The following is a 21,586-nucleotide window of genomic DNA, read 5'->3' on the forward strand; positions in this document are numbered from 1 at the left end:
TCGCAGGTCGAGAAGCCATATGCATATAGCCCGTCGCAATCTCCAAGGCTCGTTTCTCTCGCCCTAAAGCGCGTCGCGATCTTTCAGATTCGCTTCTCGCGCTTTAGGTCTTTGATTGCGCCCATGTCGTCGTCGCAAAACCGCGGCGTGCTTTCGCGCCGTGTGCTTAGGCATGACGGGCAAATACGTCGGATAATGGAAACGAAAAATCCGGCCGCGTCGCCACGGCCGGATTTTGTCAAATTATTCGCTGTCGGGCTTCTTAAAAGAAGCCGCGGCGCTGCCACCAGCCGGCCTTCTTCGGCTTGGTCGGCTCTCCGTCGCCTTCGCTACCTTCATTGGTGCGGGTCGACTTTACCACCGGAGCGGAGGAAGAAACGTTGGATTCGCGGTTGGCACGAGCCGGCTTGGCCGCATCCTCGGACGCTGTCGCCTCTGCCGTATTATCCAAAACCTCGGCGATCTCGGTAACTGCTACGGTTTCGACATCTGCCGAGGACACTTCTTCGACAGCCGGCGTCTCGACCGGCGATGCCTCGGCAGCCTTTGCCTTGCGGCGGCCGCGGCCCTTGGCGGGCTTGACGTCCTCGGTGACGACGGCTGCCGTTTCGACCGCTGCCATGGCGGGCTGTGCTTCGACGGCGGCTTCGCCTTCGGCAACTGCGATCTCGGCCACCGTTACGGTTGCTTCGTCACCGCCTTCGGCGTCATTCTCATCGGCTTCGCCGTCGCCGGCTTCCTCGCCCGCGGCAGTCTGTTCGTTGCCTTCATTTTCACGGTTGCGTCGGCCACCACGCTTGCCACGACGACGGCGCTTGCGCTTCTGCTGCGCGTCATCGTCACCGCCGGCGGATGCGGCATTTTCTGCGCCGGCATCAGCCTCGTCATCATCACCTTCTTCTCCGTCTGCATCCTCGGCAACATTGGCCAAGGAGGCGTCCTCAGAAGCCGGAGCGGCCTGGCCGTCGTTACCGCGGCCACGACGGCGGCGGCGGCGCTTGCGCTTGCGGTTGCCGTCATTGCTTTCGGAGCGCGCGGCAGGCTGCTCTGCGCTTACAGCCTTTTCCTCCAGCTCTTCGTCTTCATCCTCATCGGCTTCGATGACAATATCGTCGTCATCATCGTCCGGGATGGCTGCGAAGTTGAATAGGCTTTCGATCTTTACCGGATTGGCAACCGGCTCGCCACGGTCGATCGCGAAGTGCTGCGTGCCGACGGCGTTGTCGGCATCGATGACGATGGCGACGCCAAAGCGGCTTTCATAATCGATGATCGTCTGGCGCTTGTGGTTAAGGAGATAGAGCGCAATATCTGGCGTCGTGCGCACGGTAATATCGTGCGTCGTGTTCTTGAGTAGATATTCTTCGATGCCGCGCAGGACATGCAGGGCGACGGAAGACTGCGAGCGTACGTGGCCGGTGCCGCCGCAATGCGAGCAGATCTGCGTGGTGCTTTCGAGAACCGATGCGCGGATACGCTGGCGCGACATTTCCAGAAGGCCGAAATGCGAGATACGGCCGACCTGAATGCGGGCGCGGTCGTTCTTCAGGCATTCCTTCAGCTTCTTTTCGACAGCGCGGTTGTTGCGCTTTTCTTCCATGTCGATGAAGTCGATGACGATCAGGCCGGCGAGGTCGCGCAGACGAAGCTGGCGCGCGATTTCCTCGGCGGCTTCCAGGTTCGTCTGGAGCGCTGTGTCCTCGATCGAATGTTCGCGGGTCGAGCGGCCGGAGTTGACGTCGATCGAGACCAGCGCTTCCGTCTGGTTCATGATCAGGTAGCCGCCGGAACGCAGCGTTACCTGCGGCTGCAGCATACGGTCGAGCTGCGCCTCGATGCCGGAGCGCGAGAAGATCGGGTGAATGTCGCGGTAGGGCTGAACCACCTTGGCGTGGCTCGGCATCAGCATCTTCATGAAGTCTTTCGCTTCACGATAGCCTTCTTCGCCGGCAACGATGATCTCGCCAATATCCTTGTTGTAGAGGTCGCGGATCGAGCGCTTGATCAGGCTGCCTTCTTCATAGACCAGGCACGGAGCGGTCGATGCGAGCGTCAGCGTGCGGACATTTTCCCACAGGCGCATCAGATATTCGAAATCGCGCTTGACCTCGACCTTGGTGCGGTTGGCACCGGCGGTACGCAGGATGACGCCCATGCCCTGCGGCACTTCGAGCATCTTGGCGATTTCCTTCAGGCGCTTGCGGTCCTGCGGATTGGTGATCTTGCGGGAAATGCCGCCGCCACGTGCCGTGTTCGGCATCAGAACCGAATAGCGACCTGCGAGCGAGAGATAGGTGGTGAGTGCTGCACCCTTGTTGCCACGCTCTTCCTTGGCCACCTGCACCAGCAGGATCTGGCGACGCTTGATGACTTCCTGGATGCGGTACTGCTTGCGCGGCTTGCGCTGGGCGCGATCGGGAACTTCTTCCATCGCGTCTTCGGCGCCGACGGATTCGATCACTTCCTCTTCATGGTCGTGATCGTCATCATCATCGTCGTCATCGTGGCGGCGCTTGGAGGTTGCGACATCCTCGGAGATCGAATCGGTTTCGACCATAGCGGCCATTTCGCCCGACGGACCTTCTTCTTCCTCGCTCGGCGCATCGACGGCAGCCGTTGCTTCGGGGACGGAGGTCTCTTCGGCGGGAGCCTCTGCTACTGCCTTCTTACGGCTGCGGCGCGGCTTTGCCTTCTTGGCCGGAGCTGCTTCTTCGGCGGGTGCCGCTGCCTCGGCGGCAGGGGCCTCTTCGCCGATCGCAGCCGGCACCTCGGCTTCTTCGCCTTCCTTCGCCACGATGCCGATATCGGGCTGTTCCTGCTGCGAAAGATCGAGCGCCGTTTCGACATGCTCGACATCGTCGTCGCGGCGATGCTCTTCGGCCTCGGCCTTCAGCAACGCCTGACGGTCGGCAAGCGGGATCTGGTAATAATCGGGATGGATTTCGGCAAAGGCCAGGAAGCCGTGCCGGTTGCCGCCGTAGTCAACGAAAGCGGCCTGAAGCGAGGGTTCTACCCGCGTTACCTTTGCAAGATAGATGTTGCCGCGAATTTGCTTCTTGTGCTGTGACTCGAAGTCAAACTCTTCTATGCGGTTCCCGCGAACGACAACGACGCGCGTCTCTTCCTCGTGAGACGCATCGATAAGCATTTTGTCTGCCATGAAAGCTGTGCTCCTCGGCGCAGACAAGCGGATGGGGGCCTGCCTGTCGCTGGGACAGGCCGGATACGATCCGCGATTGTTGCACCGGATAATGAAAGTCGCGAGTGGTTCGGCGATGACAGCATCCAGACGGCAGCCGGGGCATCATTTCCCTGGGGTCTGTTCACTTTGTGAAAAAGCTGCTGCGGTAACATCCGTAACCAAGCGAGATCGACTATGCCTTAGACCCACAAATGGGTCCGATGAATGTGCTCTCTAAAGAGCGTTTGGTGGCTTTCCACCGATGAATTTCCCGTTTGAAACCGGAAATTCAGATATCCACTGTTTCGAGCAGAAGTACTGCAGACGGCGGATGAATGCCGCTTATTGGCGCCTGGTACTCGAGGCGGCTGCCTTTGCGACGACTCTATCCCGTCAACACTTCTACCCTAATATGCGTTGTATGTTTTATCTGTCACAATAGCAAGGGAAAAGCCAAGTATGCCATAATATTGATGGATTCGTCGGATGATGAGAACGCGGGAGGGTGTCTTGTCGATTCGTCTCCCGGTGCATCATCGATGTAGCCATCAGGTCAAACCTGGTTCCCGTTTATTGGGACTTCAAAAACAACGCTGAAACCAATATGGGGCGCGTTGGGCACTTGGTAAAGGGATTGCGGCATGTGGCGGAGAGTGGCGTGAAGGCTTTGCGATTTGCGGCAGCGGCCTTCGCCCTGGTGATTCTGGTTTCGGTTTCGGCATTTGCGCCGGTAGCGGCGGCGGATGATTCCGTACTTGCCTATGGCGCCCGCATTGCAGGTGACGATGCACGCACGCGTATCGTTATCGACATGGACCGAGCTCCCACCTTCACGGTTCACTATCTCGACAATCCCGTCCGCGTCGTCGTCGATCTCCCGGCGACGGCATTCGGCTTCCCGGCCGGCAACCTCAAGCCGGCAGGCCTCTTCAAGGATATTCGCTATGGCACGATGGATGCGGACAGCGCCCGTATCGTGCTGACGGCAAAGAAGCCGGTAAAGCTGGTCACGGCCAAGGTTCAGGCTGATGAAAACGGCAAGGGGCAGCGCCTTGTGCTCGATGCCGAGATGCTGCCGGCCGAACAATTTGCCGAGCTGGTGAAGAAGCAGAGCTGGACGAGCGACGATACCGCCAAGGATGTCGGCCCGGTCGAGCCGACGCAGAAGGCCGATCCGAATGTATTCCTTGTCGCTGTCGATGCCGGTCATGGCGGTATCGACGCGGGCGCGACCGGTACGGACGGTGTCACGCAGGAAAAGGACATCACGCTCGCATTTGCGAAAATGTTTGCCGACAAGCTGAATGCGCAGCCCGGCATCAAGGCCTTCCTGACGCGCGACAAGGATCAGTATCTATCCCTGTCCGAACGCGTGACGATCGCCCGGCAGAATCGTGCCTCGCTCTTCATCTCGCTGCACGCCGATACGCTGAAGCAGAAGGATATTCGCGGTGCGACCGTCTATACCATATCGGACAAGGCGTCTGACCGGCTCGCCGGCGAGGTGGCCGATCGTGAAAACAACTCCGATCAGATCGCAGGCGCCGAGACCCAAACCCAACCTGCCGCCGTCAACGATATTCTGATGGACCTGACGCGCCGTGAGACCCAGGCCTTCTCCATTTCGCTGGCGCAGGATGTACTGTCGTCATTCAACGGGCAGATCTCCATGATCAATAACCCGCATCGTCACGCCGGTTTTCAGGTTCTGACGGCGCCGGATGTGCCCTCGATTCTGCTCGAGCTCGGCTTTCTCTCCAACAAGGAGGATGAGAAGCTGCTGCTCGATGCCGACTGGCGGCAGAAGGTCGCCGACCGGCTGACGGAGGCGGTGAAGCAATATCGCATATCAATTATCGCAAACGGCGGCTGACGGCGCTGGATAGGGCGATCCGCCGTGGCTTCCATGTAACAGCGATGCACTTTAGAATTGGATGAAATTGGAATACCGACGGCGAGCCCTATTTTGCTCACATTCCCGCCGTTACAGCGAAGTATCATTTGCTCGCGTATGAAGCTGGCTTTGTCCCATTGCCGTCTTGCATTCACGCCGCGAGCGTGCAAAACGCCCGTGACTATGCGATGATCTCGCGCACGTGCCGCATGAAGAACAAGCACCGGTAGTATCAGATGATCAGACTGATTGGATATTTCTTTGGCCTCGGCTGCCTCCTGTTTCTGGGTGCAGCGGCTGCGGCTGCAATCTATCTGAGCGTGGTCTCGAAGGAACTGCCCGACTACGAGGTGCTTGCCAAATATGCGCCGCCGGTAACGACGCGCATTCACGCCGGCAACGGCGCGCTGATGAAGGAATATTCGCGCGAGAACCGGCTTTTCGTGCCGATCCAAGCGATTCCCGATCGCGTCAAGGCGGCTTTCCTTTCGGCGGAAGACAAGAATTTCTACAACCATCCCGGCGTTGACGTCGGCGGTCTCATCCGCGCCGTCGCCGTGAACCTGCAGAATATCGGTTCCGGTCGCCGCTTCGTCGGTGCGTCCACCATCACGCAGCAGGTCGCGAAGAACTTCCTGCTCTCGGCCGACCAGACGTTCGACCGTAAGATCAAGGAAGCGATTCTCTCCTTCCGCATCGAGCAGGCCTACAGCAAGGACAAGATCCTCGAGCTCTACCTGAACGAAATCTATTTCGGCCTCAATTCCTACGGTATCGCTGGCGCCGCGCTCACCTATTTCGACAAGTCGGTCAACGAGCTGACCATTGCCGAATCGGCCTACCTGGCATCGCTCCCGAAAGGCCCGTCGAACTATAATCCGTTCCGCCGTGCCGAGGCAGCGCTGACCCGCCGCAACTGGGTGATCGATCGCATGGTCGAGAATGGCTATGTCAGCCAGAGCGACGGCGAAGAGGCAAAGAAGCAGCCGCTCGGCGTCGTGCCGCCGAAAAGTGGCCCGTCGCTCTTTGCGTCCGACTATTTCTCCGAGGAAGTTCGCCGCCAGCTGATCGACCAGTATGGCGAGAAGACCCTTTATGAAGGTGGCCTTTCTGTTCGTACGTCGCTCGATCCGCAGATGCAGCTGGAAGCTCGCAAGGCGCTGCAGGATGGTCTGGTCGATTATGACGAGCGTCGCGGCTATCGCGGCCCGCTCAAGCAGATTGCCACCTCGCAGGATTGGGGCGTCGAGCTCGCCAAGGTTCCAAGCCTTAGTGATGTGCCGGAATGGCAGGTCGCTGTCGTCCTTTCCGTATCGGATCAGGGTGTCGATATCGGCTTGCAGCCGCGCGTCGATGCCGCCGGCAAGGTATCTACGGAGCGGACGCGCGGCACGATCGCTCCCGCCGACATGCGCTGGGCCTATCGGTCGGCCAGTGGAAAATCGGTCAAATCGCCGAGCGGCGTTTTGAGCCCCGGCGACGTGATTTACGTGCAGAAGACTGGCAATGCCGATTCGAGCAGCTATCGCCTGCGCCAGCCGCCGAAGGTGCAGGGCGGTCTCGTTGCCATGGACCCGCATACCGGGCGCGTGCTCGCCATGGTCGGCGGCTTCTCCTATGCGCAATCGGAATTCAACCGTGCGACGCAGGCCAAGCGTCAGCCGGGTTCCTCGTTCAAGCCGTTCGTCTACGCTGCCGCCATGGATAATGGCTATACGCCGGCCTCGGTCATTCTCGATGACCCGCTGCAGATCACGCTCAGCAATGGCGATGTGTGGAAGCCGACGAACTACGAAGGCGAGGGCGGTGGCGTCCATACGCTTCGCTTTGCGATCGAACATTCGCGCAACCTGATGACGGTCCGTCTCGCTTCCGATATGGGCATGCCGCTGGTTGCCGAATATGCCGAGCGCTTCGGCATCTATGACCACATGAACCCGGTGCTCGCCATGTCGCTCGGTGCCGGCGAAACGACGGTACTGCGCATGGTTTCGGCCTATTCGGTGATCGCCAATGGCGGCAAGCAGATCAAGCCGACCCTGATCGACCGTATCCAGGACCGTTACGGCAAGACCATCTTCAAGCATGAGGAACGCGTCTGCGATAATTGCAACGTCAACGCCTGGCAGAACCAGGACGAGCCTGTCATCGCCGACAATCGCGAACAGGTGCTCGATCCGATGACGGCCTATCAGGTCACGTCGATGATGCAGGGCGTCATCATCCGCGGCACCGCCGCCGGCAAGATCAAGCTCAACACCGATGTCGCCGGCAAGACCGGTACCACCAATGATGAGAAGGATGCCTGGTTCGTCGGCTTCACGCCGAGCCTCGTCGCCGGCCTCTATATCGGCTATGACACGCCGGCCACGCTCGGCCGCGGCGGCACGGGCGGCGCGCTCGCGGCGCCGATCTTCAACGAATTCATGCAGGCAGCTACCAAGGACGAGGCGCCCGAGAAATTCCAGGTTCCGGCCGGTATGACGATGGTCGCCGTCAACCGCGCGACCGGCATGGCCGCACAGCCCGGCGAGCCGAATGCCATCATGGAAGCCTTCAAGCCCGGCACCGGCCCGGCCACCAGCCTGCAGGTCATTGGCGGCGGCGATGCAGCGGCACAGGTTGCGCCTGAGGAAATTCTGCGTACCTCGCCGCAGGCGAACCAGGCTGTCACTTCCGGATCGGGCGGCCTGTTCTGATCCTTTCCAATTTGTCCGATCCCCATGCCGCAGGGCTTTACACCAGCGGCATGTATATCTATGTCACCAGCACTCTTGAAATTGAATGCCGCTCGTCCTGGGCGGCGAATTGAAGAAGCAGGATCATGAGAGCCGAAATCGAGAAAATAGTCGACGAAACCAAGCAGGCTATCACCCTGCTGAGGAGGCATCTTTGACTGGGATCAGGCGGTAAGACGACTGGACTGGTTGAATAACAAGGCAGAGGATCCGACCCTCTGGAACGATGCTTCCGAAGCGCAGAAGCTGATGCGCGAACGCCAGCAGCTTGATGATGGTATCGGCGGCGTGCGTACCCTCGAACAGCAGCTTGCTGACAATATCGAGCTGATCGAACTTGGCGAGGAAGAGGGCGATGCCGATGTCGTGCGCGACGCCGAAGACGCCCTGAAAGGCCTGAAGGCGGAAGCAGCACGCCGGCAGGTGGAAGCCATGCTGTCGGGCGAGGCCGACTCGAACGATACCTACCTCGAAGTCCACTCCGGCGCCGGCGGCACCGAGAGCCAGGACTGGGCGAACATGCTGTTGCGCATGTACACCCGCTGGGCCGAACGCCAGCGCTTCAAGGTGGAGCTGCTCGAAGTTCATGACGGCGAAGAAGCCGGCATCAAGTCTGCGACGCTGCTCGTCAAGGGTCACAATGCCTATGGCTGGCTTAAGACCGAATCGGGCGTGCATCGCCTCGTTCGCATTTCGCCCTATGACAGCAATGCGCGTCGTCACACGTCGTTCTCGTCTATCTGGGTCTATCCGGTCGTCGACGATTCGATCCAGATCGAGATCAATGAAAGCGATTGCCGCATCGACACCTACCGCTCGTCAGGCGCCGGCGGCCAGCACGTCAATACGACCGACTCGGCCGTGCGAATCACGCATATTCCGACCGGTATCGTCGTGCAGTGCCAGCAGGAGCGTTCCCAGCACAAGAACCGCGCCAAGGCGTGGGACATGCTGCGTGCCCGCATGTACGAGGCCGAATTGATGAAGCGGGAAGAGGCTGCCAATGCCGAAGCCGCTTCGAAGACGGACATCGGCTGGGGTCACCAGATCCGCTCTTACGTGCTGCAGCCCTACCAGCTGGTCAAGGATCTGCGCACCGGCGTTGCCAGCACGGCGCCCGGCGACGTTCTGGACGGCGATCTCAACGAGTTCATGGAAGCAGCTCTTGCACACCGCATTAGCGGTGCTGCCGATGCCGTTGTCGACGACGTCGAATAAGGTCGCATCCGTTCGAGCATGGAAAAGCCCCGGAGACGGGGCTTTTTTATGGTGCATTGTGCCTGGCTGCCTCTGGCCTTTTGGGCCTCGCGCAGATGTCCCGCTTAATCCGAAAATTGTTCCGCCAGAATCCTGTCCGACCATGACCTGTCCGGATCGGACAGGATGCGAGCCGTCGTGTCTTCGCTCTGGCGGATCTGAATGCCGAGGACCGATTTGACTTCGGTATTGTCGGCCGCGGCGTTGACCGGACGCTTTTCCGCTTCGAGGACCGTGATGTCGACCGTCACCTTGTTCGGAAGAAGGGCACCACGCCAGCGGCGCGGGCGGAAGGCGCTGACGGGCGTCATGGCGAGCAGCGGCGCTTCCAGCGGCAGGATGGGGCCATGGGCGGAAAGATTGTAAGCGGTAGAGCCTGCCGGCGTCGTCACCATTAGCCCGTCGCAGATCAGCTCCGGCAGGCGGACCCTCCCGTCGATCTCCACCTTCAGCTTTGCGGTCTGATAGGACTGGCGAAACAGCGAGACTTCGTTGATGGCGAGCGCGACGCAGGAGCTGCCATCGGCATTGCGCGTGGTCATCTGCAGGGGGTGAAACGCGTTTTCGACAGCCGCCTCGATACGCTCAGCCAGGCCATCCGTGCGGTAGTCGTTCATCAGGAAGCCGATGGACCCCCGGTTCATGCCATAGACGCGTTTGCCCGTATTCATCGTCTTGTGCAGCGTCTGCAGCATGAAACCGTCGCCGCCGAGAGCTACGACGATATCTGCATCTTCCTGCGATGTCTGGCCATAGAGGCGAATGAGCTCCTGCCGCGCCGCTTGAGCCTCTGGCGCGGTGGAGGCGAGAAAACAAACGGATTGAAGATTGCGCGACATGCAAAGTCCTTTGAATGGCGATTCTACGTAATGTTATTCCCTTGCCGCGACAAGACGTTTCGCTCGAACTGGTGAATCGCCGATCCCCAGCTTTGACGTGGATCGACCGATTTTCCCTTTACAGGATTTCAAAATCTGTTACTTGGCATGCCGATACGCCCTTGTAGCTCAGTTGGTAGAGCACCTGATTTGTAATCAGGGGGTCGCGGGTTCGAACCCTGCCGGGGGCACCAGATTTTTTTCCTGAAAATCGTCGATCGTTTCATCTCCGGTATGGAAAACCGACGATGGTGACATAATATGTCGTTGCCAACGAGTTCCAAACGCTCGTAGCAGTGATCAATATTATATCCGTGTGCCTGGAACCATATGCCGAGCAAGCCCAAGAAGCCTAAACTCGAACACTCCGAGCTTTCGGGTGAATTCACCGACGATGGCGTGACCGTCCTGGTCGATATCTTTCGCCCGGCCGGCACCAATGCCGACTGGAGGATGGAGGTCATCACTCCGGAAGAGGATTTGATCGAATGGGAAGAGCCCTTCGCGACCGATCGCGAGGCGTTCGATGAGTTCCTGGCGACGATCGCTCGCGATGGGATCAGGTCGTTCTTCGACGAAGCTGATCCTGCGATTCACTGATCTCGCCACCTTGTTTTGAGCTGCCTTGCCATGCAGAAGCTTGCGGTGGAACGGAGGCCTGCGATCGGCTGAAATGCCGGAGCTTTTCCAACGCCGGAATTAGGCATAGACTTCGCTCGTCAATGGCGGGTGAGGATACGTTCATGCACAAGATATCGAGGCATGTCGTCTTGGGATTGCCGCTTGTCGTGATCGCGGTGATTGCAGGCGCGCCGGTATTTGCCGGTGAAAATTGCTACTGCAAAAATACGGATGGAAAGCAGCATGCGGTCGGCGAGATCGCCTGCATGACCGTGGGCGACAAGAGCTATCTTGCGCAATGCGAGATGAATCTTAATGTCACCTCCTGGGCCAAGCTGCAGGATGGATGCCCGGTCACCGAGAGATCGCCTGTGCGGCAATCGGCCTGGCATCCGGCACCGATGGTAGTCAGATGAGCGCCGCTGCCTAGTCTATTGGCAACGATAGGCTCGCTCGGAGAGCGCACCCATGCCTGAGCGCGTCATAAGCTCGTAGAGGAGGCGCCGGCTGAAGGGATTGTGCAGGCGTATGGCATCGCATCCCAGGAAATGAGTTTCGGCCAATTCGAATGCTCCGAGATGTGGAGCCTGCTCTATGGCCGCGCGATAGAAGTCATGAAATTCGCGACGGCAGACGTAGGTTTTGTACTTCGTCATGCAGAAGGTCGAAAAAGCATCGTCGTTGTCGCGGATGAAATCCGCCATGCCAACGGTCACCTCAGGCCAGGCCGGATTGAATGTATCGTCGAAGACGATGATGCCATGATCTGCAACCGTGTCCCGGGCCAGGTGGCTGTCGGAGACGAGATTGGGCAGGCTGTGCCCGCCATCGACACTGAAGAAACGCACCGTGCCGACCCTATCGGTAATCTCCTCCGCAGAAAAAGTCCTGCTGTCACCGACAAGCAGCATATCTTCATCGACGGGCAGACCGAGGCGATCCCCATGTTCTAGAAACAGACGATATTGGTCCGATATGCCATCCGACATGTTACCGATGTCGAAGAGATCGATGCCGAGAACATCTTCGTTGGGGGCGGCGATCTTCTTCAACAAAAAATAGGATCGTCCGAAATAGATGCCGATTTCGGCGAGGCCGCCATGAAGGCCGTGTTGTCTCTGGGATTCGAGGAGCGAAAGAAAAACGAGTGCGTCCGGTGGATCGATATATCCCTCCACGCTGCGAAGGTCGTGGAAAATGAACTTTCGGATATTCGATGGTACCATGCGCGCCGCACCTGTCCGCTTATGTGACACTCTTTGCCGGCCTCATGCCGGTTTCAGAAAACATAGTCACATTTCTGATACGTCAAGCCGTAGCGCGCTTCGGTATGGCTCAATCACCTTATTTGCGGACCAGCAGCAGCGGTTCGCCTTCCTCTTCTTCGGACTTCTGGAAGCTGCCGTCGGGCTTCATATCGAAGGAGAGAGAGGAGCCGTCATTGCCCAGCATGACAAGCCCGAATCCCTCGGTCGCCCAAAGGGAGAGCTTGAGGTCGCCGACTTCGCTGGCGCAGTCGCTGCCCGGTGACATCTTGGCGGTGCCGTCCTGATCCTTGTCGGTGGTGAGCGTGATATCGCAGATAGGCTTGCCGTCCGGTGTCTGGATGCGCCAGGCGCCGGCAAGGCTCGCGGCGGTCGGCACGTGATCGACGTCGCCGAGCGCCGGCAGCAGCCAGGTCGGGTCGCCGCCTTCGCTTTCCCACGGCGAGCCTTCCTCCTGCTGGAAGCGCATGAGCGATTTGCCCTCGGCATCGGCGATGGCAAGCGAACCGTCGTCGGTGAAATTCCAGATCTTGGCCTTGACGAGAGCGGGCACGGGCGTCGCGCAGGCATCCGCCCCGGTAATTTCGTAGCCGCCGGAAGCAGTGTTCGTTCCAAAGGTCAGGCGGCAGCCCTTGGCACCGCTTTCAGGTGCGACCAGCCATTGACCGGCCTGCGCCTGAACCATTTCGTCATCGGCCGCGCGCGCCGGCTGGACCGCTGTCAAAGCAAAGGCGGCGGAAACCGCCGCTAGACCGAGAAGACGGATCAAGGCAAATTCTCCCAACGTGCTGCGACCGCCAACGGCGCCGCTATGATTTGAGATAGGACCGCGTCGCATATAGCGCGATCGCGGCTGCATTCGAGACATTGAGCGATTTGATCGCGCCCGGCATGTCGAGCCGGGCAAGCGCACTCACTGTTTCCCGCGTCTTCTGGCGCAGGCCCTTGCCCTCGGAACCGAGCACGAGCGCTATCTTGTCGCCGCTGAAGGTACCTTCGAGCGGCGCGGGGCCTTCCGAATCAAGCCCGATCGTCGTGAAGCCGAGCCGGTGCAGCTCAGCGAGCGCATCAGCGAGATTGGTGATCTGTATATAGGGTATGAGTTCGAGTGCGCCCGAGGCCGATTTTGCCATGACACCTGATTCGGTCGGGCTGTGGCGCTGCGTGGTGATGACGGCACCCGCATCGAAAGCGACGGCCGAGCGCATGATGGCGCCGACATTATGCGGGTCCGTCACCTGATCGAGAACCAGCAGCAGCGGACTGTCCTTCAATGCCTCGAGACGGCGCACGGGCAGGGGGCGCGTTTCCAGCATCACGCCTTGGTGAATCGCTTCGGGGCCAAGCACCTTGTCGATATCCTGCGGCGAGACGATCTCGACCGGGATACCGAGTTGATCGGCCGGGCCGACTTCCAGCCGCACCAGCGCATTCTGCGTCGTGGACAGCTTGATGTTCTTGCGCTCTGGATTGCTCAGCGCCGCGCGAACCGTGTGCAGGCCATAGAGAAAGACCTGATCGGGCGCGAGCGCCGGCGGCTTCCAGTCATCGGCGCCAGCCTTCTTGCGCTTCTGTGGCGCCGGCGTCGGGATCTCGCCGCGCTCGCGCTTGGCATCGCGATGGGCGCGCCGCAGCGTTGCATAATGAGTGTCCTTGGCCGAGCGGTCGTCGGCGGTGCTGTCTTGGCCCTGACGGCCGGATGATTTGTCTTTGCTCATGCGGCTTTATAACCAGCGCCATCTTGAGCGCCTAGTCCTCTTTCAGTGCCGGGCTTTTCCCACAGGCTGAAATTTTTTCGTCATTTTTGGCAATTCCTTGTGTTGACAGACGGAAGTGGTCCGGTCATATACGCGGCGCAGATGACGGCGGCGACGCCAACATCTAGCAAGCTTGGTCGCAAGATCCAGTCGGAAAACTGGAGGGATGCCCGAGTGGTTAAAGGGGACGGACTGTAAATCCGTTGGCTCAGCCTACGTTGGTTCAAATCCAACTCCCTCCACCATTCCGTGCCGGATCTTGACCATCCCGCGGGTATAGCTCAATGGTAGAGCAGCAGCCTTCCAAGCTGAATACGCGGGTTCGATTCCCGCTACCCGCTCCAAGATTTCAATTTGTTAGCTTCTCGACCCTTCTTCGCGGTGACGAAGAGAGTGTTGTGTCGGCATGCTTATCGCGCTGCGTGTACCCGCCCACCTTTGCATATTTGACACGAAGGGTTGCTTATATCCCCGCGAGCGATAGATATTGCTCAGGCAACCGAAACGGGAGAGCGCAAATGGGTATCTTCGACAAGATCAAGGGTGCAATCTGGGGAGAAGCCAAGGCTGCCGAGGCAGCTCCGGCACCTTCGCAGAGCACGGCGGCAACAACCAATCCGGAACCTGCGGCTCCGTCCGCGACGACGGCAGCAACTTCGCCTGCCACCAGCGCGCCGTCCGCTCCGGTGGATATCGCCTCGATCCTCGACGCCGCCGTCAAGAAGAGCGGCCAGAAGCTGGATTGGAAACATTCGATCGTCGACCTGATGAAGGCGCTCGGCATGGATGCGAGCCTTTCGGAGCGCAAGGAACTGGCACAGGAACTCGGCTATACGGGCGATGCTGGCGATTCCGCCAAGATGAATATGTTCCTCCACAAGGCTCTTCTGCAGAAGCTTGCGGACAATGGCGGCAAGGTGCCGGCCGATCTTCTCGATTGATAGCCTTTCGCCCTCGGCGGTCGGCCATTGCGGGCGCCGCCGGATGGCAATGCTGGCTGCGGCAATGAGCGATCATTGTCGGTTGACGATTGCGCGCTCCCGCCGATGGGCGAGGGCGTGTTTTATTATGCGGCAATCAGATGTTCGGTCGGGTTTCGGGCGCCGGAGATCTGGAATTCCTTCCTGAACGCTCCTATCTAACCGACTGAACCGGCGAACGCTTTTATGTTTTGCCGGAAAGGCTGGCGAACCTTGTGCGGCGAAGGAATGTCGAAGGCTGCGGATCATGCGCCATCGGCCGGGCTTTGTCGAAAATAGGGCCTGCAATTAAGTCTTGCGCAAACGCGACGAAAGCCTTAAACGGCGGCACTAAACCGGTTCGCCGGGGTCACTCATTACGTTCATAGGAAGCATTCAAATGGCAAAGAGTAAGTTTGAGCGCAATAAGCCGCACGTTAACATTGGTACGATCGGTCACGTTGACCACGGCAAGACGTCCTTGACGGCAGCGATCACGAAGTACTTCGGCGAGTTCAAGGCGTACGACCAGATCGACGCTGCTCCGGAAGAGAAGGCTCGTGGCATCACGATCTCGACGGCCCACGTTGAATACGAGACGCCGAACCGTCACTATGCGCACGTTGACTGCCCCGGCCACGCCGACTACGTCAAGAACATGATCACGGGTGCCGCCCAGATGGACGGCGCGATCCTGGTTTGCTCTGCCGCTGACGGCCCGATGCCGCAGACGCGCGAGCACATCCTGCTTGCTCGCCAGGTTGGCGTTCCGGCGATCGTCGTATTCCTGAACAAGGTCGACCAGGTTGACGACGCCGAACTTCTCGAGCTGGTCGAGCTTGAAGTTCGCGAACTTCTGTCGTCCTACGACTTCCCGGGCGACGACATCCCGGTTGTCAAGGGTTCGGCGCTTGCTGCTCTTGAAGATTCGGACAAGAAGATCGGCGAAGACGCGATCCGCGAGCTGATGGCTCAGGTTGACGCCTACATCCCGACGCCTGAGCGTCCGATCGACCAGCCGTTCCTGATGCCGATCGAAGACGTGTTCTCGATCTCTGGCCGTGGTACGGTTGTGACGGGCCGCGTCGAGCGCGGTATCGTCAAGGTTGGTGAAGAAGTCGAAATCGTCGGTATTCGTCCGACGTCGAAGACGACGGTTACCGGCGTTGAAATGTTCCGCAAGCTGCTCGACCAGGGCCAGGCCGGCGACAACATCGGCGCGCTGATCCGCGGTGTTAACCGTGACGGCGTCGAGCGTGGTCAGATCCTGTGCAAGCCGGGCTCTGTGAAGCCGCACAAGAAGTTCATGGCCGAAGCCTACATCCTGACGAAGGAAGAAGGCGGCCGTCATACGCCGTTCTTCACGAACTACCGTCCGCAGTTCTACTTCCGTACGACTGACGTGACCGGCATCGTGACGCTTCCGGAAGGCACGGAAATGGTTATGCCTGGCGACAACGTCACCGTTGCCGTTGAGCTGATCGTTCCGATCGCGATGGAAGAAAAGCTTCGCTTCGCGATCCGCGAAGGCGGCCGTACCGTCGGCGCAGGCATCGTTGCCTCCATCGTCGAGTAATTCGAAGTCGGCCGCTCCATCCGAGTGGCCGATTCGATGACAATATTATGATGCAAGCGGCTGTAGCCGCTTGCTTATGACATAGAAATGTTGCAAATGGCGCGCGAGCGCGATTTGCGTGCTGCTTCGGATGACGAAGCGGCCAATGAAATTAACAATAAGGTGGGCCGAAAGGCCTAAAGAGTGGATGGGGATGCCGTCGCTGGCGTCCCTCTCGATCTTTGAAACCGGTGGTCCGCCTTAGGAAACAGAACAATCCGTGCCCTTTTCGAGAGGCACGCGAGATAACAAACACAAGGATAACGTCGAATGAACGGCCAAAATATCCGCATTCGCCTGAAGGCGTTCGATCACCGGATTCTCGATGCTTCCACGCGCGAGATCGTGTCGACGGCGAAGCGCACCGGTGCTAGCGTCCGGGGCCCCGTTCCGCTTCCGACTCGTATCGAGAAGTTTACGGTAAACCGGTCCCCGCACATCGACAAGAAGAGCCGCGAGCAGTTCGAGATGCGCACGCACAAGCGCCTTCTCGACATCGTTGACCCGACCCCGCAGACGGTAGACGCGCTGATGAAGCTCGATCTCGCCGCCGGTGTCGATGTTGAGATCAAGCTCTGAGACCTCTGGTTCTCGAGCTGAGTGAGAAGGATTGAACCGATGCGTTCAGGTGTGATTGCACAGAAGGTGGGAATGACCCGCGTCTATAACGACGCCGGCGAGCATGTCCCGGTTACCGTATTGCGTATGGAAGGCTGCCAGGTCGTGGCCCAGCGCACAGTTGAAAAGAATGGCTACACCGCAGTTCAGCTCGGTGCCGGCCAGGCTAAGGTTAAGAACACGACGAAGGCTCTTCGCGGCCATTTCGCCGTTGCAAGCGTAGAGCCGAAGGCCAAGCTCGCAGAATTCCGTGTCACGGAAGACAATCTGCTCGCAGTTGGCACCGAGCTCAACGCAGGTCACTTCACGGCGGGTCAGCTCGTCGATGTGACCGGCACGACGATCGGTAAGGGCTTTGCCGGCGCCATCAAGCGCCACGGCTTCGGCGGTCTGCGCGCCACGCACGGTGTGTCGGTTTCGCACCGCTCGCACGGTTCGACCGGTTCGCGCCAGGACCCGGGCAAGGTGTTCAAGAACAAGAAGATGGCTGGTCACATGGGCCAGACCCGCGTTACGACGCAGAACCTTGAAGTGGTATCGACCGACGAAGATCGTGGTCTGATCCTGGTCAAGGGTGCGGTTCCCGGCTCCAAGGGTGCCTGGATCATCGTGCGCGACGCCGTCAAGTCGGCAGCGAAGTAAGGGAGCCGGATCAATGGAATTCAACGTCAAGACTCTTGAGGGCAAAGACGCCGGGAAGGTTTCCCTTTCTGATGCGATTTTCGGCCTCGAGCCGCGTGAAGACATTCTCGCTCGCGTCGTTCGCTGGCAGCTTGCCAAGAAGCAGCAGGGCACGCATCAGGCCAAGGGCCGCGCTGACGTAGCGCGCACCGGTGCCAAGATGTACAAGCAGAAGGGTACGGGCCGCGCTCGTCACCATTCGGCTCGCGCTCCGCAGTTCCGCGGCGGTGGTAAGGCTCACGGCCCGGTCGCTCGCAGCCACGAGCACGATCTGCCGAAGAAGGTTCGCGCCCTCGGCCTGCGTCACGCTCTCTCGGCCAAGTTCAAGGCTGAAGACGTGATCGTCATCGACAATCTCGTCGCAACCGAAGCCAAGACCAAGGCACTCGCTGGCGCTTTCGAGACGCTCGGCCTGACGAACGCTCTGTTCATCGGCGGCGCTGAGCTCGACAGCAACTTCAAGCTCGCAGCCAAGAACATCCCGAACATCGATGTTCTGCCGGTTCAGGGCATCAACGTTTACGACATCCTGCGCCGCGGCAAGCTCGTGCTGTCCAAGGCTGCAGTTGAAGCTCTAGAGGAGCGATTCAAGTGACGGATCTTCGCCATTACGATGTGATCGTTTCTCCTGCGATCACCGAAAAGTCCACGCTGGTTTCGGATAATAACCAGGTTGTTTTCAACGTTGCCAAGACCGCGACGAAGCCTGAAATCAAGGCTGCCGTCGAGGCGCTGTTCGGCGTCAAGGTTACGGCCGTCAACACTCTGCTGCGCAAGGGCAAGACCAAGCGGTTCAAAGGTCTCGTCGGCAAGCAGAAGGACGTGAAGAAGGCTGTTGTGACGCTCGCCGAAGGCCAGTCGATCGACGTCTCCACCGGTCTCTGAGGAATAAGAAAATGGCATTGAAAACATTCAATCCGACGACCCCGAGCCAGCGTCAGCTGGTCATCGTCGATCGCTCCTCGCTCTACAAGGGCAAGCCGGTCAAGACGCTGACGGAAGGCCTCACCTCCAAGGGTGGCCGTAACAACACCGGCCGTATCACCGTTCGCTTCCAGGGCGGTGGTCACAAGCGCAGCTATCGTCTGGTCGACTTCAAGCGTCGCAAGTTCGACGTTGAAGCATCGGTCGAGCGCATCGAATACGATCCGAACCGTACCGCTTACATCGCTCTGGTGAAGTACACGGATGGCGAACTGGCCTACATCCTCGCTCCGCAGCGCCTCGCTGCCGGCGACAAGGTCATCGCTTCGGAAAAGGCAGTGGACGTGAAGCCGGGCAACACCATGCCGCTTCAGTTCATCCCGGTCGGCTCCATCATCCACAATGTGGAGATGAAGCCGGGCAAGGGTGGCCAGATCGCTCGCTCCGCCGGCTCCTACGCGCAGCTCGTCGGTCGCGACCAGGGCATGGCGATCCTTCGCCTGAACTCTGGCGAACAGCGCCTCGTGCATGGCACTTGCCTGGCAACGATCGGTGCGGTTTCGAACCCGGATCATGCCAACATCAACGACGGTAAGGCCGGTCGTTCGCGTTGGCGTGGCAAGAAGCCGCATAACCGCGGTGTTGTCATGAACCCGGTCGACCATCCGCACGGCGGTGGTGAAGGCCGCACCTCCGGTGGTCGCCATCCGGTGACCCCATGGGGCAAGCCAACCAAGGGCAAGCGTACGCGGTCGAACAAGTCGACCGACAAGATGATTATGCGCTCGCGCCATCAGCGCAAGAAGTAAGAGAGGAAGTCTCAAGTGGCTCGTTCAGTATGGAAAGGTCCGTTTGTTGACGGCTATCTTCTCAAGAAGGCTGAGAAGGTGCGTGAAGGCGGACGTAACGAAGTAATCAAGATGTGGAGCCGTCGCTCCACCATCATGCCGCAGTTCGTCGGTCTTACCTTCGGCGTCTACAACGGCAGCAAGCACATTCCGGTCAGTGTCAATGAAGACATGGTCGGACACAAGTTCGGCGAGTTCGCCCCGACCCGTACCTATTATGGTCACGGTGCGGACAAGAAGGCGAAGAGGAAGTAACAATGGGCAAGGCAAAAACCGAACGCCGGCTGAAGGACAATGAAGCGCAGGCAGTTGCGCGCACGCTCCGTGTCAGCCCGCAGAAGCTCAACCTGGTCGCGGCTTCGATCCGCGGCAAGAAGGTTGATCGCGCGCTCGCAGAGCTGGAATTCTCGCGCAAGCGTATCGCTGGCGCCGTGAAGAAGACGCTCGAATCTGCGATCGCCAATGCAGAAAACAACCACGATCTCGACGTTGACTCGCTGGTCGTAGCGGAAGCTTACGTCGGCAAGTCCATCGTCATGAAGCGTTTCCACGCTCGTGGCCGTGGCCGTGCGTCTCGTATCGAGCGTCCGTTCGCGCACCTGACGATCGTCGTTCGTGAAGTGGAAGCTCAAGGGGAGGCCGCATAATGGGTCAGAAAATCAATCCGATCGGCTTTCGTCTTGGCATCAACCGTACCTGGGATAGCCGCTGGTTTGCGGACAATGCCGAGTACGGCCAGCTCCTCCACGAAGACCTGAAGATGCGTAAGTTCGTCATGAACGAACTGAAGCAGGCTGGTATCTCCAAGGTGGTCATCGAGCGTCCGCACAAGAAGTGCCGCGTCACGATCCACTCGGCTCGTCCGGGCCTGATCATCGGCAAGAAGGGCGCAGACATCGACAAGCTCCGCAAGAAGCTGTCGGACATGACGAATTCCGAAACGCACCTCAACATCGTTGAAGTTCGCAAGCCGGAAATCGACGCGACGCTGGTTGCCCAGTCGATCGCTCAGCAGCTGGAACGCCGTGTTGCTTTCCGTCGCGCCATGAAGCGCGCCGTTCAGTCCGCGATGCGTCTTGGCGCCGAAGGCATCAAGATCACCTGCGCCGGCCGTCTCGGCGGTGCTGAAATCGCTCGTACGGAATGGTACCGCGAAGGTCGCGTGCCGCTGCACACGCTGCGCGCCGACATCGACTACGGTACGGCTGAAGCAGAAACCGCTTTCGGTATCTGCGGCATCAAGGTCTGGATCTTCAAGGGCGAAATCCTTGAGCATGATCCGATGGCCTCCGAACGCCGCGCGCTCGAAGGCGACGCCCAGGGTCCGGCTAGCCGCGATCGCGATAGAGACCGTCGCCGCGACAACGCTTGATAGCGTACGTGGCAGATAAGTTCGGAGAATAAGAAAATGTTGCAGCCAAAGCGTACGAAGTACCGCAAGCAATTCAAGGGCCGCATCAAGGGCGTTGCCAAGGGTGGTTCTGATCTGGCGTTCGGCGAATTCGGCCTGAAGTCGCAGGAGCCCAACCGCGTCAACGCTCGTGAGATCGAAGCGGCTCGCCGCGCGATCACGCGCTATATGAAGCGCGCCGGCCGTGTATGGATCCGCGTGTTCCCGGATGTTCCGGTAACCGCAAAGCCGACCGAAGTCCGTATGGGTAAAGGTAAGGGCTCTGTCGAATACTGGGCATGCAAGGTCAAGCCCGGCCGTATGATGTTCGAGATCGACGGTGTGAGCGAAGAAATCGCTCGTGAGGCTCTGCGCCTCGGCGCTGCCAAGCTCTCGGTCAAGACGCGCTTCGTTCAGCGCATTGCAGAGTAAGGAAGAAGCTCATGAAAGCCGCAGATGTTCGCGCCCTGAGCGCCGACCAACTCAAGGACGAGCTTGCCAAGCTGAAGAAGGAGCAGTTCAACCTGCGCTTTCAGAAGGCGACCGGCCAGCTCGAGAAGTCCTCGCGCATCAACGAAGTCCGTAAGGACATCGCTCGCGTAAAAACCATTGCCCGCCAGAAGGCGGCAGAAGCAAAGGCCTAAAGGAAAAATAACATGCCGAAGCGCATTCTGCAGGGCGTCGTGGTCAGCGACAAGAACGAGAAGACGGTAGTTGTCCGCGTTGAGCGTCGTTTCGCTCACCCGCTGCTCCAGAAGACCGTTCGTCGTTCCAAGAAGTACAAGGCTCACGACGAAAACAATCAGTACAAGACCGGCGACGTCGTTTCCATCGAGGAATGCGCGCCGATCTCCAAGGATAAGACCTGGACGGTCGTTTCCGCCCAGTCCAAGTAACAGAATTTCGCTCAGGCCCTTGCGTCTGGGCGAAATATCTGTATGAAGCACGAGCTTGGAAGCA

General features: G+C 59.3%; 23 protein-coding genes and 3 tRNA genes. 21 read left to right on the forward strand and 5 right to left on the reverse strand.

Features of this window, described 5'->3' with window-relative positions; translation table 11 throughout:
* Window positions 1–262 precede the first annotated feature (262 nt).
* Window positions 263–3,160 carry an Rne/Rng family ribonuclease gene (locus GA0061100_RS08820; RefSeq protein WP_075852331.1) on the reverse strand — a complete coding sequence of 966 codons (2,898 nt, stop codon included), beginning with the start codon at window positions 3,158–3,160 and terminating at the stop codon, window positions 263–265.
* A gap of 643 nt (window positions 3,161–3,803) precedes the next feature.
* Between GA0061100_RS08820 and GA0061100_RS08825 the strand changes: the two genes are divergently transcribed.
* The 3 genes from GA0061100_RS08825 (at window position 3,804) to prfB (ending at window position 9,031) form a co-directional block, all read left to right on the forward strand.
* Entirely contained in the window at window positions 3,804–5,054 is a 1,251-nt protein-coding gene (locus tag GA0061100_RS08825; RefSeq protein WP_425298673.1) for an N-acetylmuramoyl-L-alanine amidase, read from the forward strand.
* 257 nt (window positions 5,055–5,311) lie between these two features.
* Complete coding sequence (locus GA0061100_RS08830) at window positions 5,312–7,774, forward strand: penicillin-binding protein 1A (RefSeq protein ID WP_075852333.1); 2,463 nt, start codon at window positions 5,312–5,314, stop codon at window positions 7,772–7,774.
* 125 nt (window positions 7,775–7,899) lie between these two features.
* Window positions 7,900–9,031 (forward strand): peptide chain release factor 2 gene (gene prfB, locus GA0061100_RS08835; RefSeq protein ID WP_143525395.1). Its coding sequence is split into 2 segments (ribosomal slippage): window positions 7,900–7,968 and window positions 7,970–9,031, totalling 1,131 coding nucleotides; the frame shifts between segments, so codons are not numbered across the junction.
* 104 nt (window positions 9,032–9,135) lie between these two features.
* On the opposite strand, the gene GA0061100_RS08840 is transcribed toward prfB, so the two are convergent.
* A complete protein-coding gene (locus GA0061100_RS08840) occupies window positions 9,136–9,909 on the reverse strand; it encodes an NAD kinase (protein WP_075852335.1) in 774 nt (257 codons plus the stop codon).
* Between the two features lie 157 nt (window positions 9,910–10,066).
* Between GA0061100_RS08840 and GA0061100_RS08845 the strand changes: the two genes are divergently transcribed.
* From GA0061100_RS08845 to GA0061100_RS08855, 3 genes are all read left to right on the forward strand, one after another.
* Window positions 10,067–10,142: transfer RNA gene (locus GA0061100_RS08845), tRNA-Thr, on the forward strand.
* 136 nt (window positions 10,143–10,278) lie between these two features.
* Window positions 10,279–10,548, forward strand: a complete 270-nt coding sequence (locus GA0061100_RS08850) for a hypothetical protein (RefSeq protein WP_015339580.1) — start codon at window positions 10,279–10,281, stop codon at window positions 10,546–10,548.
* 143 nt (window positions 10,549–10,691) lie between these two features.
* The gene (locus tag GA0061100_RS08855; RefSeq protein ID WP_075852336.1) at window positions 10,692–10,985 is read left to right on the forward strand and encodes a hypothetical protein; all 294 of its coding nucleotides are present in this window, start codon (window positions 10,692–10,694) and stop codon (window positions 10,983–10,985) included.
* Window positions 10,986–11,000: 15 nt separating this feature from the next.
* On the opposite strand, the gene GA0061100_RS08860 is transcribed toward GA0061100_RS08855, so the two are convergent.
* The 3 genes from GA0061100_RS08860 to rlmB all read right to left on the reverse strand — a co-directional run bounded on the left by GA0061100_RS08860 (window position 11,001) and on the right by rlmB (window position 13,552).
* Complete coding sequence (locus GA0061100_RS08860; RefSeq protein ID WP_075852337.1) at window positions 11,001–11,795, reverse strand: class I SAM-dependent methyltransferase; 795 nt, start codon at window positions 11,793–11,795, stop codon at window positions 11,001–11,003.
* Window positions 11,796–11,913: 118 nt separating this feature from the next.
* A complete protein-coding gene (locus GA0061100_RS08865) occupies window positions 11,914–12,603 on the reverse strand; it encodes an AprI/Inh family metalloprotease inhibitor (RefSeq protein ID WP_075852338.1) in 690 nt (229 codons plus the stop codon).
* A gap of 40 nt (window positions 12,604–12,643) precedes the next feature.
* The gene (gene rlmB, locus GA0061100_RS08870; protein ID WP_075852339.1) at window positions 12,644–13,552 is read right to left on the reverse strand and encodes a 23S rRNA (guanosine(2251)-2'-O)-methyltransferase RlmB; all 909 of its coding nucleotides are present in this window, start codon (window positions 13,550–13,552) and stop codon (window positions 12,644–12,646) included.
* Window positions 13,553–13,751: 199 nt separating this feature from the next.
* On the opposite strand from rlmB, the gene GA0061100_RS08875 reads away from it, so the two are divergent.
* The 15 genes from GA0061100_RS08875 to rpsQ all read left to right on the forward strand — a co-directional run bounded on the left by GA0061100_RS08875 (window position 13,752) and on the right by rpsQ (window position 21,522).
* A tRNA-Tyr gene (locus tag GA0061100_RS08875) sits at window positions 13,752–13,836 on the forward strand.
* 25 nt (window positions 13,837–13,861) lie between these two features.
* Window positions 13,862–13,935 (forward strand) — tRNA-Gly (locus tag GA0061100_RS08880).
* Between the two features lie 174 nt (window positions 13,936–14,109).
* Entirely contained in the window at window positions 14,110–14,532 is a 423-nt protein-coding gene (locus GA0061100_RS08885) for a DUF3597 domain-containing protein (protein WP_075852340.1), read from the forward strand.
* A 418-nt stretch (window positions 14,533–14,950) separates the two neighbouring features.
* Complete coding sequence (gene tuf, locus GA0061100_RS08890; RefSeq protein WP_075852341.1) at window positions 14,951–16,126, forward strand: elongation factor Tu; 1,176 nt, start codon at window positions 14,951–14,953, stop codon at window positions 16,124–16,126.
* 309 nt (window positions 16,127–16,435) lie between these two features.
* Window positions 16,436–16,744: a 30S ribosomal protein S10 gene (rpsJ, locus tag GA0061100_RS08895; protein WP_003547547.1), complete on the forward strand. Its 309-nt coding sequence runs from the start codon at window positions 16,436–16,438 to the stop codon at window positions 16,742–16,744.
* A 39-nt stretch (window positions 16,745–16,783) separates the two neighbouring features.
* Window positions 16,784–17,425 carry a 50S ribosomal protein L3 gene (gene rplC, locus GA0061100_RS08900; protein ID WP_075852342.1) on the forward strand — a complete coding sequence of 214 codons (642 nt, stop codon included), beginning with the start codon at window positions 16,784–16,786 and terminating at the stop codon, window positions 17,423–17,425.
* Window positions 17,426–17,438: 13 nt separating this feature from the next.
* Window positions 17,439–18,059 carry a 50S ribosomal protein L4 gene (gene rplD / locus GA0061100_RS08905; RefSeq protein WP_075852343.1) on the forward strand — a complete coding sequence of 207 codons (621 nt, stop codon included), beginning with the start codon at window positions 17,439–17,441 and terminating at the stop codon, window positions 18,057–18,059.
* Window positions 18,056–18,349 (forward strand): 50S ribosomal protein L23, encoded by a 294-nt coding sequence (locus GA0061100_RS08910; RefSeq protein WP_028753972.1) that lies wholly within the window; start codon window positions 18,056–18,058, stop codon window positions 18,347–18,349. Before rplD ends, GA0061100_RS08910 begins: the two co-directional genes overlap by 4 nt.
* A gap of 11 nt (window positions 18,350–18,360) precedes the next feature.
* Window positions 18,361–19,197 carry a 50S ribosomal protein L2 gene (gene rplB, locus GA0061100_RS08915; RefSeq protein WP_047634800.1) on the forward strand — a complete coding sequence of 279 codons (837 nt, stop codon included), beginning with the start codon at window positions 18,361–18,363 and terminating at the stop codon, window positions 19,195–19,197.
* Between the two features lie 15 nt (window positions 19,198–19,212).
* On the forward strand, window positions 19,213–19,491 hold the full coding sequence (rpsS, locus tag GA0061100_RS08920) for a 30S ribosomal protein S19 (protein WP_037199970.1): 279 nt from the start codon (window positions 19,213–19,215) through the stop codon (window positions 19,489–19,491).
* Window positions 19,492–19,493: 2 nt separating this feature from the next.
* Window positions 19,494–19,883 carry a 50S ribosomal protein L22 gene (rplV, locus tag GA0061100_RS08925; RefSeq protein WP_004118391.1) on the forward strand — a complete coding sequence of 130 codons (390 nt, stop codon included), beginning with the start codon at window positions 19,494–19,496 and terminating at the stop codon, window positions 19,881–19,883.
* Window positions 19,883–20,608: a 30S ribosomal protein S3 gene (gene rpsC / locus GA0061100_RS08930; protein WP_004118393.1), complete on the forward strand. Its 726-nt coding sequence runs from the start codon at window positions 19,883–19,885 to the stop codon at window positions 20,606–20,608. Before rplV ends, rpsC begins: the two co-directional genes overlap by 1 nt.
* Before the next feature lie 36 nt (window positions 20,609–20,644).
* Window positions 20,645–21,058, forward strand: a complete 414-nt coding sequence (rplP, locus tag GA0061100_RS08935; protein WP_004118395.1) for a 50S ribosomal protein L16 — start codon at window positions 20,645–20,647, stop codon at window positions 21,056–21,058.
* Between the two features lie 11 nt (window positions 21,059–21,069).
* Entirely contained in the window at window positions 21,070–21,270 is a 201-nt protein-coding gene (gene rpmC, locus GA0061100_RS08940; RefSeq protein ID WP_007690763.1) for a 50S ribosomal protein L29, read from the forward strand.
* A 12-nt stretch (window positions 21,271–21,282) separates the two neighbouring features.
* Window positions 21,283–21,522, forward strand: a complete 240-nt coding sequence (rpsQ, locus tag GA0061100_RS08945) for a 30S ribosomal protein S17 (RefSeq protein WP_069611899.1) — start codon at window positions 21,283–21,285, stop codon at window positions 21,520–21,522.
* Window positions 21,523–21,586 lie beyond the last annotated feature (64 nt).

The organism is Martinezella hainanensis, assembly GCF_900094555.1.
GTDB lineage: Bacteria > Pseudomonadota > Alphaproteobacteria > Rhizobiales > Rhizobiaceae > Rhizobium > Rhizobium hainanense.